Consider the following 12,325-nt stretch of genomic DNA (forward strand, 5'->3'; position numbering starts at 1 on the left):
CTAAAAATCCCTCATCCTGCGTAGCTGTTCGCTCGCTTAACCCGTTACCAATCTGTCTGGAACAGGTTGGCGTGCCAACCCCGAAGGGGTGAAGCACAGGGATGTGCTGAACATCCCACACTCTCAGCGCCTTGTTTGAGAAATTTTTAGCCAATAACAGGCCTGTTTAATTAGTGTCGACAGGTCCTGGTGTTATTATGTAACAATACTGTTTTTGAGATCCTGTCATGATCCGCACCCACCTGATTACCGGTTTTCTTGGCGTTGGTAAAACAACGGCTATCCTGCACCTGCTGAAACAAAAGCCGGCCGGCGAAAAGTGGGCGGTGCTGGTCAACGAGTTTGGTGAAGTCGGGGTCGACGGCGCCATTCTCGCCAGCCAGGGTGCAGTGGTTAAAGAAGTGCCCGGCGGCTGTTTGTGTTGTGTCTCCGGCCTGCTGTTCCAGATTGGTCTGAATATGCTGATTGCGCGGGAAAAACCCGATGTACTGCTGATTGAGCCAACCGGGCTGGGTCATCCGCGCAATATCCTGCAAACCCTGCGCAACGAACACTATCGCGACATTCTGCAACCGGGTGCCAGTCTATGTGTGCTTGATCCGCGTCATCTCAGTGACCCGCGCTATCTGGATAATGACGTCTTTGCCGATCAGATTCAGCTGGCCGATGTGCTGGTGGCAAACAAAACGGATCTGGCAACAGACGCCGACCGCAACGCGTTTGAGCAATTACTGCAGCGCGCTGAGCCGGCTAAAACCGCCAGCGCCTGGGTGGTGAATGGTGAAATACCGCTGGAATTATTGGCGGGTGGGACTCTGCCGCAGCGCCTGGCATTGCATCCTGATGCCCATGCGCATCAGCATGCCCGCGAGGATCTGGCACCGCAGAACGCGCTGGCAGAAGGCGAAGAGCTGCGGCTGCTGGAAAATCATGGCCAGGGGTATTACTCCGTTGGCTGGTTAATCAGCGCTGACTGGGTCTTTTCGGCACGTGCTTTACGTGGCTGGCTGAACAGCCTCGATGTGCAGCGGGTGAAAGGTATTATACTGACCGACGAAGGGCCGCTGGTGCTTAATATGCGTGATGCGGTGTTAAGTGAAATGCCAACGCGCATGCCGGACGAAAGCCGGCTGGAATTACTGCATTCGCAACCATTAACAGCTGCGGAGCTGCAGCAGGCATTGCTGGCCTGCAAGGCTGAGCAATAATCCGCAGATAAATACATCACAGGCATGGGTCTGTACGGAATAGACGGAGATGATTGTGCGTCCTGTGTTTTTAATGTGCCTCCGGCTTGCTGTTTTTTTGGCTCCGCTGTTCAGCGCCGGCAGTCATGCGCTGACGCTGAGTCTGGCAGCCGAAGATGCCTGGCCTCCCTTTTCTGATTCACAGGGCAACGGCTATTCCCGGGATCTCGCCATTGCGGCGTTTGCTCACAGCGGTGTCACACTCAATATTCAGGCCGTGCCTTACGCGCGCGCATTAAACCTCACGCTGGCTGGTAAGGCCGATGGCTGCTGGAATGTGACCCGTCAGCCCAGCACTGAAGAGCAATATCTGTTTGGTAACGAGCCATTATTTACTGCCAGAGCCTCTTATTATTTTAAAGCGGGTAAAGAAAAAAACTGGCATAGCCCTGCCGATATTCCCGACGGCACTCAACTGGCGGTTATTAATGGTTATGAATACGGCGCCGAATTTGAAAAGCACCGCCACCGGTTAAAACTGATTGAGGTTTCCAAACAGCAGCAGATGATTGCCATGCTGCTGAATGAGCGGGTTGAAGGCGCGATCTTTTTTGACCGGGTGTTTGATTACACTATGGCGAACAGCCACTATGACCGTTCACTGATTCGCCGCGGTGAAGAAAATCATACCAGCAATATTTATATTGCCTTCAGCCGTCAGAATGCCAATGCCCAGAATTATGCCAAAATGCTGGACGAAGGTCTGAGAATGCTGAAAAGCAGTGGCGAATATCAGCGCATAATGAATGGCCTTTACGATCGCTAGCCGGATTTTCGCGTTGTCATATAACGCACATAAATCTGTCAATAATCCGTATCTTATCTGCAACACTCCTCCTCTTTAATGCCCCGCTGAATACATTCATATGCGGCCGGGGAATACGATGAAAGTGCTTTTTACCATAAGCCTGCTGGGGCTCTGTCTGAGCAGCTGGGCTGACAGTACGCTGCTGATTAACGAAGTTGATTCTGATAATACAAGTACGGATACTGCCGAATTTATCGAGCTTTATGATGGCGGTACTGGCAATACCTCTCTGAATGGCCATGTTGTGGTGTTATTTAATGGCTCTAATGATCAGAGTTATCTGACGATCGATCTCAGCGGCCACAGTACCGACGCTCAGGGGTATTTTGTTATTTGTGGCGATGCCGCTAACGTTGCTGGCTGTGATCTGGATACTTCCCCCGACAGCGACCTGATTCAGAACGGTGCCGATGCGGTTGCGTTATATCAGGCCGCTGCGGCCGACTTCCCGAATAATACTGCGGTCACCACCACCAACCTGATCGATGCGCTGGTATACGATACCGACGATAATGATGACTCTGGTCTGCTGGTACTGCTGAATGCCGGTCAGCCGCAAATAAATGAAAATGCCAATAGTGATAAAGACAACCAGTCGCTGCAGCGCTGTGAAAATGGTGCCGGAGGTGCACGTAACAGTGCCGGTTTTATCAGCGCAACTCCGACTCCGGGGGCTGCATCGGCCTGTAATGTTGTCGTGGAACCTGTGCTGGGTAACTGCGGAGAAACCAGCCAGCCAGAATTTCGTTTAATCAGTGCGGTGCAGGGCAGCATTACTGATGTCAGCGCTGATGCCAGTCCGCTGCTGGGCGAAACTGTGATTGTCGAAGGTATCGTCACACTGGATAAACAGGGCGGTTTGCTGGCTAACGGTGACAGCTCTTACCAGTACAGTGGTTTCTGGCTGCAGGAAGAAGACACCGATGCTGATAACGATGCCATGACCTCTGAAGGTATTTTTATTTATGACTATAAAAATGCCGTGAACAGCGGAGACAAAGTCCGGGTAATGGCCAAGGTTGCTGAATACCAGCAGGTTACCCAGCTGAAAAATGTGCAGGATCTGGTGATCTGTTCTTCCGCCAATGCCTTGCCGGGCGCGGTAACCGTCACTCTGCCGGTTGATAATCTGCAACAGCTGGAAGCACTGGAAGGCATGCGTATTAACAGCTCGCAGAACCTGATTGTCAGCGACCTGTTTGGCACCGGTTATGGCTTTGGCAATTACGGCCAGTTTGTTGTGTCATCGGCACTGCATTTTCAGAGTACCGAAATTGCTGCACCACAATCGGCAGAAGCGCAGGCGGCCATCGCTGCCCGCGCACTGGATGTGTTATTAATCGACGATGGTGTATCCGCGGCCTATCCGGCGTTTATTCCGTTTCCTGATGACAGTGGTTTCAGCGCGCTGAACCCGCTGCGTATCGGTGACAGCGTCAGCACCTTCGATGGTGTTATGCATGCTTATAAAAATAATTACACCGTGATTCCTTCTGCACTGACCATTGATCCTACGCACCCGCGTACAGCCGCCCCCACGATTGCCGCCGATGCCAACCTGGTTATTGTTGGTATGAACGTGCTGAATTATTTTAATGGTGATGGACAGGGTGGTGGCTTTCCTACCAGTCGTGGCGCCAAAACCTATGATGCCTTCACCATGCAGAGCGATAAAATTGTGGCAGCGTTAACCGCCATGAATGCCGATATTATCGGCCTGATGGAAATCGAAAATGACGGTTTCGGCGAGCACAGTGCGATTCAGACTCTGGTTAATGAACTGAATAAACAGCAAACCGCGGGCAATGAATACAGCCTGATTAATCCGGGCGTCAGTACCATTGGCAGCGATGTCATTACCGTGGGGCTGATCTACCGTGCCGGAAAAGTGACTGCCGTTGGTACTGCTGCCATTCTCGACAGCAGCAATTCAGCCAAAGATGAAAATGATCAGCCATTATTCCTCGATACTAAAAACCGTCCGGCATTAATTCAGTCATTCAGTATGAATGATGAGGTCTTTACGGTTGCTGTTAATCATCTGAAATCCAAAGGCTCCGCCTGCAATGAAGATAATGAAGGCGCCGATGGTCAGGGTAACTGTAATCAGACCCGTAATCGTGCGGCACAGGCACTGGTGCAATATCTGGCAATCCAGCCAACCGGGGTTAACAGCAGTGCGCAACTGGTGCTGGGTGATCTGAATGCTTACAGCAAAGAAGATCCGATTAATACAATTCTGGATGCCGGTTTCAGCAATCTGAAATACAGCGAAAAATCGACAGAAACTCAGCCGTATTCCTATTCCTTTGGTGGTTTCCTTGGCAGCCTGGATCACGCACTGGCGACCGCTGATTTTTATGCCCATGTGGTCAGTGTTGATGCATGGCATATCAATTCGGTAGAAGACAGTCTGATGGATTATGAGACTGAAGCAACGGGTCAGGATTACGACTCAATCGATAACTATGCCAATGCTGATGCTTACCGCTCTTCGGATCATGATCCTATTGTGGTGGCACTGCGTATCGATAAAAAAGCACCGGAACCGGATCCCGAAAATCCGGATAACGGATCAGATAATGGAGACAATAATAACAGCGGCGATAGCAACGACGATGATAACAACGGTGGCCCGTTGCATCCGTTGACTCTGCTGGTGCTGGCAATGATTGCAGCGCTGCGTCGTCGCGGCTGAGGGATCTTAAGGGAGAAAAATACAGGATGTAAAATCAGCCCCGGCGTTTATCGCCGGGGCTTTTTTATTGCATCGTTGGCGGTAATTAAGTCGTTCAGAAATGAATTACCCGGCGGATTTCAGTTGTTGTTCCAGTGTATCCAGTGCCTTTAACAGTTCAGCCGACACCCTGGTAAGCTGTGTTGCCTGCTGCTGTATCAGCGCTGTTTTCTTGGCATCGCTTTTTTTCTTAAGACCCAGCAGCTGTTGCCAGAACGGCGGTGTTTCACCGTGTTCTAATAAACGGAATAAATCCAGGCTGATCTGGTGCAATTGCCGGTGTGGAGATTCTATGGCGCGGAAGGCCGGAAGCGTGGACAGAGCCTGACCGGCACCATAATACCAGCGGCCAAACTGGCATTCCGTATGCTCCAGCGGCAGTTGACCTTCTTCTATTTCCTGACCGGCAAGCAGAGCCTGGGCGTATGCCCGCCAGCGTAAGTGAGCGCTTTTGGCCCGGGTGATCTGTTGCAGACACTTTTCGCTGTCGGCATCGCTGAGATAAATATTGGCAATAACAGGCATGAGTTTCAGAAATCCTTACAGATAACCTCAGCCTAGCAATAAACGGCGAAAGTGCCGTGTGCCTGAAAGCATCTCTGAGTCATTTTACCGGGAATTCTATGCGGATAAGTGCATCCCTGCTTACCCTCAGTCCATTTCGGTACGGGCGCTCCTGCCCGTTCTTAATTCAGGTAACGGCTGGCCAGCGAAAATTCATGCACGATGGCACTCAGATGATTCCGGCGTTCTGGCTGGCTGCGGTAAAGATGCTGCAAAGCAAAGAATGGCTGGTACAGATAATCCAGGCACTGACAGCGCCAGCAGCTGGCCGCCTGACTATTGAACGTGGCATCGCGCAGCGTGTTATACAGCCGCGTCAGCCAGCTTTCCTGCAACGGCTGCAGTTGGCGTTCGCCGGCGCGGCAGGCCAGCTCCAGTCCCAGATCCAGATATTCATTCAGCCATTCCGGGTGCAGTTCGTTGCCCCGGTGGGAACGTATCTGCAACTCCAGCTGGGCAAGTCGCTGCTGCTCATGCACAGGTACCAGACTGCCACCCTGCGGGGTCTGCGCTGAGCGGAATTGTTGTGGACGGATAACCCGTACACTGGGTAGGGCACAGGGGCTGCAGGCAGCAGATTCGCAGTGAGAAGTGGGCATAGCAGCCTCCTTGTTGGTGCTGGTAAAACAATCTAATGATAATAATTATCATTTGCAAGTTTTTCCTGCAGGCATTCAGAGTGCCATCAATAGGCTGGCTGTCATCATTCCGCTATAATCCGCGCCGCGCTGGCCCCACCTCTGTTTATTGCCGCCAGTGCGCCGATGGGGAGTATGCCGCGTGGCCGCAACACAGGTTCTGATCGTCTTTAATCCGGTTTCCGGCTCCGGTAACCGCCGCATTGTTGAAGCTGTACAGCAGGCGCTGAGCAACAGTGGTTGTGATGTCAGCCTGTATCCGACACAGAGTGCTGGCGATGCCACCCGTTACCTGTCTGCATATACTGGCCCGCTTGATGTGGTCGCTGTGGCCGGTGGTGACGGTACTGTAAATGAAGTGGTCAATGGTCTGCGCCAGCGTAATAACCAGAGCTATCGTCTGGCGCTGATTCCGACCGGTACGACCAATGTGCTGGCCGCTGAACTGGGTATCGGTAAGGCGCCGGACAAGATCGCCGACATTATTATTAATGGCCGCGAAAAGCCGATTTATCTGGGTGATATTAACGGCCGTCGTTTTGTGTTGATGGCTGGTGTTGGCTACGACGCCTGGGTGGTGGATAACGTTGACCTGGCGTTAAAAAAGAAAGTCGGCAAGCTGGCTTATGTGTTATCGATGCTTAAGCAACTGCGTCACTTCGGTAAGAAAACCTATCAGCTGACGGTGGATGGTGAACGTTATCAGGCCAATTCTGTGGTGATTACCAATGGCCGTTATTATGCCGGATCTTTTGTACTTTCGCGTCAGGCCGACTTAAGCAAAGCGACTACTCAGGTGCTGATGATTTCCGGCCGAAATCCGCTGAAATTCCTGGGTATTCTGCTGGGTTTACCGCTGGGTATTATGGAAAAAATGCCGGGTATGAAATCTGTTGCCGCCCGTCATGTGCAGATTGAATTACTGAATGCCGGTACCGAACGCGAGCCGGTGCAGGCCGATGGCGATTCGCTGGCCGAGCTGCCGCTGCATCTGCAGATGGAAGACAGCCCGGTACGCCTGCTGATTCCTTAGGCTTCGGGCCTGTTTAATTAGTGTTAACAGACCCTGGTCTATCTGGCTCTGATTCATCTGCAGGCAGCGGTTACATGTAACCCTCAAACTGTTACTCTTCACGATAACGGATGAAGGATAACAAGGAGGGTTATATGCGCATAACGCTGTCGTTACTGCTGTTTTCATTATGGGTCGCCAGCGCGCAGGCTCAGGTTTATAAATGGACCGACGATAAAGGTCAGGTGCATTTCAGCGACAAGCCTCCGGCAACCAGTCAAGCGCCTGCTAAAGTCGAAACCGTTAATCCCGGAGCTCAGAAGCGTAACAGTCATTTGTCGACTGCTCCTGATAGCGCAGCTGCGCAGTTTGTTTCTTCATCCTCTTCTGATGCCATTCAGTTCATCGTTTCCTTACGCCAGATGCTGGCTGAAAAGAATTACACCAGCCTGAATCTGCGTCTTCAGGCTCTGAGCCGTTTGCGTGAAAAAGATATTCGCAGTGAGCGCAGTGAAGTTGCCGCCTATGCTGCTTTCCGGGTAATCCGCGAAAATTATCTCCAGCAACTGAACGACTGGGTGAACAGCAGCCCGGTTAATGTGCAACCCTATATGGCAAGGGCAAATTATTATTACGCGATGGCCTGGGCCAGTCGTGGCGGTAACGTCAGCTCCGAAACCAGTGATCAGCAGATTCAGGGTATGACATCCTATGCAGAACTGGCCCGTGCTGATTTACAGCGGGTTATTCAGCGTAAGGCCGATATGTTGCCGGCCTATGCGTTATTAATCTGGACAGAAAAATTATTAGGCAATAACGAGGGTAGCCAGCAGGCTTTTTTACAGGGCATTGAGTTACAACCGGCCAGCTATACGCTTTATCGTAATTTTATTATCACTCAGGCTCCACGCTGGGGTGGCTCCTATGAAAGCATGAAGGCTATCGCTGAAGCGGCAGTCTCAGAGGTAAACAACAATTCACTGCTGGCGCAGATTCCCGGATTTATACTGCAGGAAGCGGGCAAAGATTCACGCATCGCGAATCATTATAACGATTCGCTGAAATATTATGATACGGCGCTGCAGCTGGGGGATAACGATGAAGCGCTCGATGGTAAGGGCCGGACGCTGTACGACAAAAAAGAATATTCCGCGGCGGCACAGGCGCATCAGCGGGCAATCACTCTATATCCTTATGAAAGCAGCTATTACCAGCAACTGGCCTGGAGTGAATATAAACGAGAGGAATACAGTGCTGCCGGTAAAGCAATACGTCAGGCCTGCCTGCTGAATCCGGAGAACGAAAAATATCAGAGCCTGCGTAAAGATATTGCATTGAGTCTGGCGCGACAGACCTATCAAAAACGCTCAGAGATGTTACCCGGTGCACAGGTTGCGGCCTATGAACAAGCACTGCAGTTAGCCCCGGATAATGATGAAGTGTATTACTACCGCGCACTTTATTATGGTCATCAGGGAGACTGGCGCAATGCCGAGATTGATCTTAAAAAGGCCATTGAGCTGGACCCTGAAGATTTCGACAACTATTACCAGCTGGATTATGCCCTGATCCGGAAGAATAAAGATTTTGCCCAGATCGCCAGATACTGGTTGCAGTATCTTGAATTAAAACCGAATGACAGTAAGGCTCTTCTGGAGATTGCCGGGACTTATTATCATATGAAAGACAAAGAAAAAATGCGCTTTTATGCCCAGAAATCCGTCGATCTGGGCAATGTTGAAGCGCAGCAATATCTGCAATAAAGCGGGTTTTTACACCCAGTCGAAGGGTTTTTCTTCGCCGCGGATTAATTTAATCCAGCCTGGCTCATCGCCATCATGTTCTTCCTGCCAGCCACTGTCAGAGCAGCGTACTTCGCTGCTCAGTGCTGCGTGGGCAGCGCGGCCACAGTCGAGGTCGGTTGCCCATGGCGTCAGGTTCTGTTTAAACCACAGGCTGGCAAAATTTTTCTCGGCATTTTCGTTGAGAAAAATATCCATGCTGTTGTCTTTCACCTGCACCTGCCAGTGGTGGCTGCCGGCGTTCTCTTTCAGCGTCTGCAGAGGCTGTTGCAGCGCATCCTGCAGCCACTGGCGTACCGCCGCAGGGTCAGCTTTCATGATGTAAATTTCAATATCGGGGAAGTGTTCAGTCATTTTTCCGGGCCAGCCTTATGATGCGCAGAATGCTCAGCGCAATATAACCGAGAGCGGCACACAGAGCACCCACTGCTGCCAATATCAGGCCTGCAAGACTGATAATTTCCTGTACCAGTGAAGGCAGAAGATACTTTTGTGCCATCAGCATAATCCCCAGCCCGGCAAAGAACACCGCGGCTCCCAGTACAAATAAGCGCAGATTGGCGCGGTCCTGCTCAGCCCTGTGCTGCAGCCAGCGCAGCAGCGCAGTCCCTTTGTTTTCAGTCATTTATGATCTCCTGTCGACCGGCAGAGCATAGCAAAACCGTGGCTGCGGTGTGAGCTGGCATAACTTTGCACTTCGCATTGTTGCGAATAAATATCATTTGTGTTTATTATCTAAAGGATAATGATTCTCAATTGGTGTTTGTATGACACGCTGTCTGGTCGCCGGAGCAGAACCGGTTTTTTGCCATCTGCGGTGGTGGCGCTATGCATTCTGTGGCTGCCTGTTGCTGGCTATGTCTGCGGCTCATGCCAGCGGAGCTCAGGGCGGTGCGGTATTTAATCTCAGCGATGTGGTGGTATCGGCCAGCCGCAGCGAACGGCCGCTGGCCGATACGCCGGTGCGTACCCAGATTCTCGATCAGGCCACCATTCAGCGTCTGCACAGCCGTGATCTGCGCGATGCCCTGCGTATTCTGCCCGGTGTGCAATTACGTGAGATTCACGGCAAGAGCGGCGAAGAAGTCTATCTGCAGGGCTTTAATGGCGACCGCGTATTAATTCTGGTCGACGGTCTGCCGGTGTCCGCCAGTACGGGTTCGACGGTGGATACTTCGCAGCTGGCGATGCTGGATATCGATCATATTGAAGTTGTGCCCGGCGCGGCTTCGGCCCTGTATGGCAGCGCGGCGATGGGCGGCGTTATTAATGTTATTACCCGTAAAAACCAGAATTCAGAGCGGCGCTTAAGTGGTCATGCTTCTCTGGATTCCGGCACCTATGGCTCGCGCCAGCTGGACGACAGCAGGGTATCCGGTGAGCAGCATCTGAATGCCAGCGTAACGCAACGGCTGGGGCAGAGTGAGCTGCGTCTGGGTCTTGATCAGCGCTATTCCTCCGGCTACGACCTGAACCCCGACAGCTGGAGCAGCGATGGTTTCAGCGGCTCGAAAAGTAATCTCAGCGCCATGCTGGCACGGCATTTTGGTGATAGTCAGTGGCGATTAAATGCCGAGCGTTTTGAAGAAGACAGTGAAACCCGTCGCGCCGGCAGCAGCGGCAGCGATGGTGTTAAGCACGAATTATTACAGCGTAATCGTCTGGCGCTGCAGGGCGAATGGCAGAGCCGTATTGGCCAGTGGCAGTTGCAGGCTTTGCATGAAATGCAGGATGACCAGTCGGATCAGCTGAACAACGACAGCGCGATCCCGGCCGGTAATCTGTGGCGTGACACCCAATACCAGCAGCAGAAAGCCGCTTTGCAATGGCAGTACAGTCTGGATTCAGCACTGGGCTATGGCGCTGAAATGGTGGCCGGTGTTGAAGGTTTCCGTGAATCCATGGAGCAGGATAAAAACGAAATTAAACTGACTGATGAAGGCCTTGGAGAGAATGATCAGGTCAGCCAGCGTCCGGACGGTACCTATTATGTCAGCACCAATGAAGTGCCCTATGCACAGCGTAACAGCCGCGAATTTTTCACCCAGCTGATTATTCCTCTGGGGGTTAACGGCGATATTTCTACTGGAGGTCGCTGGCAGAACGATAGTGATTTCGGAAGATTTTTCTCACCAACAATCAGTGTCAGACAAATATTTCAGTGGCATAACCTGCAACTTCAGTGGCGGCAGTCCGCCGGGTTGGGTTACCGCGTACCGAATTTAAAAAACCGCTATTTTATTTTTGACCACAGTGTAAACGGCTACAAAGTTCTGGGGAGCGAAGATTTAACCCCGGAAAAATCCCGCAGTTTACAGATGTCATTTTCCCTGACGGATAACGAACACTTCCATGCCGAACTGGCACTGTTTAATAACCGCATTCAGGATTTAATCGAGGCGCAGGATTCCGGCGAAAGTGAAGATGGCGGCCGTGTGGCGATTTATCGTTACGCCAATTTTGCCAATGCCCTGACCCGTGGCTATGACCTCAGCCTGCAATGGCAATTACTGCCGGGGCTGCAGCAGCGTCTGTCATTTGGATATCTCGATGCCCGCGATCTGGATCTGGATACGCCATTAATTAACCGTGCCCGTCATTACGCTAAAGCTCTGTGGCTGTGGGATATCAGCCATCGTTTGCAATTAACGCTGAGCGGTGAATATCAGGGTGAGCACGTCAGCAGTATCAGTGAAGCAGACAGCGGCAGCAGCCAGCTGAATGTCAGCCCGGCGTACAGCCGCTGGGATATTAAAGGCAACTGGCTTTTAAACGCCCGCACCAGTGTCTACGGCGGTGTGAATAATCTGTTCGATACCGTACGTGACAGTGCAGATGCCTATGACCGCCGCCCGGTATTTGGCCGTATGCCTTATGCCGGTCTCTCTTATCAGTTTTAACCATCCCTAACCAAGGAAAAGAATATGAAACCATCAGGGTTAATATCATTTAAACGTCTCATGCTGCCACTGGCGACGGGCAGTGCTTTATTGCTGAGCGGTTGTGGCGGTGATGATGGTGACAGCAGTAATGGCAATACGGATAGCAACAGCTTTTCCAGCCTGAAAATTAATGCCGCCAGCTATACCGACTGGCAGTACGTTAATCTTAGCAGTGGCGAGCTGGTAACTTTAACGGCAGAACAGGCGGTCACTTCAACCGACTGGCATATTGCTCTGCGTCGTACCGAAGTCAAAATTAACGGCGGTGTTTCCGGCAGTGGTAACGGCAAGGGCGCGCTCGCAGCGACTCCGGATGGTTTTTACGATGCGGAAGGTAATGCCGTTGCTTCGGTATTTACCAATGCCGATGCGGACATTCAGGCTCAGGCATTAAGTGCGGAATATAATCTGGCTGACCTGACGTTTAAAGCCGACAGCTATGTTCCGGCCATTCAGGATTGGTATATCTATAACCCGGCCAACCATCAGATCAGCGCCAACAGCGCTAATGGCTGGTTATTGCGCCATGCCGATGGCACCACCTACAGCAAGTTCGTCCTTGATGCGGTGAGCTA

11 protein-coding genes are annotated in these 12,325 nt (G+C 51.7%); 7 read left to right on the top strand and 4 right to left on the bottom strand.

Annotated elements, in window-relative coordinates; genetic code table 11:
- Window positions 1–227: 227 nt before the first annotated feature.
- From B3P58_RS11265 to B3P58_RS11275, 3 genes are all read left to right on the top strand, one after another.
- The gene (locus B3P58_RS11265; protein ID WP_286717563.1) at window positions 228–1,208 is read left to right on the top strand and encodes a CobW family GTP-binding protein; all 981 of its coding nucleotides are present in this window, start codon (window positions 228–230) and stop codon (window positions 1,206–1,208) included.
- Between the two features lie 97 nt (window positions 1,209–1,305).
- Window positions 1,306–2,013 carry a substrate-binding periplasmic protein gene (locus B3P58_RS11270; RefSeq protein WP_186435785.1) on the top strand — a complete coding sequence of 236 codons (708 nt, stop codon included), beginning with the start codon at window positions 1,306–1,308 and terminating at the stop codon, window positions 2,011–2,013.
- A 118-nt stretch (window positions 2,014–2,131) separates the two neighbouring features.
- A complete protein-coding gene (locus tag B3P58_RS11275; protein WP_286717566.1) occupies window positions 2,132–4,753 on the top strand; it encodes an ExeM/NucH family extracellular endonuclease in 2,622 nt (873 codons plus the stop codon).
- Between the two features lie 105 nt (window positions 4,754–4,858).
- Here B3P58_RS11275 and B3P58_RS11280 read toward each other — a convergent pair whose 3' ends face one another.
- On the bottom strand, window positions 4,859–5,317 hold the full coding sequence (locus B3P58_RS11280) for a CZB domain-containing protein (RefSeq protein WP_145466665.1): 459 nt from the start codon (window positions 5,315–5,317) through the stop codon (window positions 4,859–4,861).
- 161 nt (window positions 5,318–5,478) lie between these two features.
- Window positions 5,479–5,955 carry a hypothetical protein gene (locus tag B3P58_RS11285; protein WP_286717567.1) on the bottom strand — a complete coding sequence of 159 codons (477 nt, stop codon included), beginning with the start codon at window positions 5,953–5,955 and terminating at the stop codon, window positions 5,479–5,481.
- 181 nt (window positions 5,956–6,136) lie between these two features.
- Here B3P58_RS11285 and B3P58_RS11290 point away from each other — a divergent pair, with 181 nt between their 5' ends.
- The gene (locus tag B3P58_RS11290) at window positions 6,137–7,027 is read left to right on the top strand and encodes a diacylglycerol/lipid kinase family protein (RefSeq protein ID WP_286717569.1); all 891 of its coding nucleotides are present in this window, start codon (window positions 6,137–6,139) and stop codon (window positions 7,025–7,027) included.
- A 134-nt stretch (window positions 7,028–7,161) separates the two neighbouring features.
- Window positions 7,162–8,769 carry a DUF4124 domain-containing protein gene (locus tag B3P58_RS11295; RefSeq protein WP_286717571.1) on the top strand — a complete coding sequence of 536 codons (1,608 nt, stop codon included), beginning with the start codon at window positions 7,162–7,164 and terminating at the stop codon, window positions 8,767–8,769.
- Between the two features lie 9 nt (window positions 8,770–8,778).
- Here B3P58_RS11295 and B3P58_RS11300 read toward each other — a convergent pair whose 3' ends face one another.
- Window positions 8,779–9,162, bottom strand: a complete 384-nt coding sequence (locus tag B3P58_RS11300) for a hypothetical protein (protein WP_145466661.1) — start codon at window positions 9,160–9,162, stop codon at window positions 8,779–8,781.
- On the bottom strand, window positions 9,155–9,433 hold the full coding sequence (locus B3P58_RS11305) for a hypothetical protein (RefSeq protein ID WP_286717573.1): 279 nt from the start codon (window positions 9,431–9,433) through the stop codon (window positions 9,155–9,157). Before B3P58_RS11305 ends, B3P58_RS11300 begins: the two co-directional genes overlap by 8 nt.
- 142 nt (window positions 9,434–9,575) lie before the next feature.
- On the opposite strand from B3P58_RS11305, the gene B3P58_RS11310 reads away from it, so the two are divergent.
- Together B3P58_RS11310 and B3P58_RS11315 are read left to right on the top strand one after the other, a co-directional pair.
- Window positions 9,576–11,708: a TonB-dependent receptor plug domain-containing protein gene (locus B3P58_RS11310; RefSeq protein ID WP_286717575.1), complete on the top strand. Its 2,133-nt coding sequence runs from the start codon at window positions 9,576–9,578 to the stop codon at window positions 11,706–11,708.
- Window positions 11,709–11,732: 24 nt separating this feature from the next.
- Window positions 11,733–12,325, top strand: a 593-nt coding sequence (locus B3P58_RS11315) for an HmuY family protein (RefSeq protein ID WP_286717577.1), incomplete at its 3' end; no start/stop codon positions are given.

Origin of the sequence: Thalassolituus sp. UBA2009 (assembly GCF_002335285.1) — a bacterium.
In the GTDB taxonomy this organism is placed as follows: Bacteria; Pseudomonadota; Gammaproteobacteria; order Pseudomonadales; family Oceanobacteraceae; genus Venatoribacter; species Venatoribacter alkanivorans.

Coding starts and splice junctions, on each gene's coding strand:
- B3P58_RS11295 (WP_286717571.1), top strand. CDS start 7,162: ATGCGCATAACGCTGTCGTTACTGCTGTTTTCATTATGGGTCGCCAGC.
- B3P58_RS11275 (WP_286717566.1), top strand. CDS start 2,132: ATGAAAGTGCTTTTTACCATAAGCCTGCTGGGGCTCTGTCTGAGCAGC.
- B3P58_RS11310 (WP_286717575.1), top strand. CDS start 9,576: ATGACACGCTGTCTGGTCGCCGGAGCAGAACCGGTTTTTTGCCATCTG.
- B3P58_RS11300 (WP_145466661.1), bottom strand. CDS start 9,162: ATGACTGAACACTTCCCCGATATTGAAATTTACATCATGAAAGCTGAC.
- B3P58_RS11305 (WP_286717573.1), bottom strand. CDS start 9,433: ATGACTGAAAACAAAGGGACTGCGCTGCTGCGCTGGCTGCAGCACAGG.
- B3P58_RS11280 (WP_145466665.1), bottom strand. CDS start 5,317: ATGCCTGTTATTGCCAATATTTATCTCAGCGATGCCGACAGCGAAAAG.
- B3P58_RS11265 (WP_286717563.1), top strand. CDS start 228: ATGATCCGCACCCACCTGATTACCGGTTTTCTTGGCGTTGGTAAAACA.
- B3P58_RS11285 (WP_286717567.1), bottom strand. CDS start 5,955: ATGCCCACTTCTCACTGCGAATCTGCTGCCTGCAGCCCCTGTGCCCTA.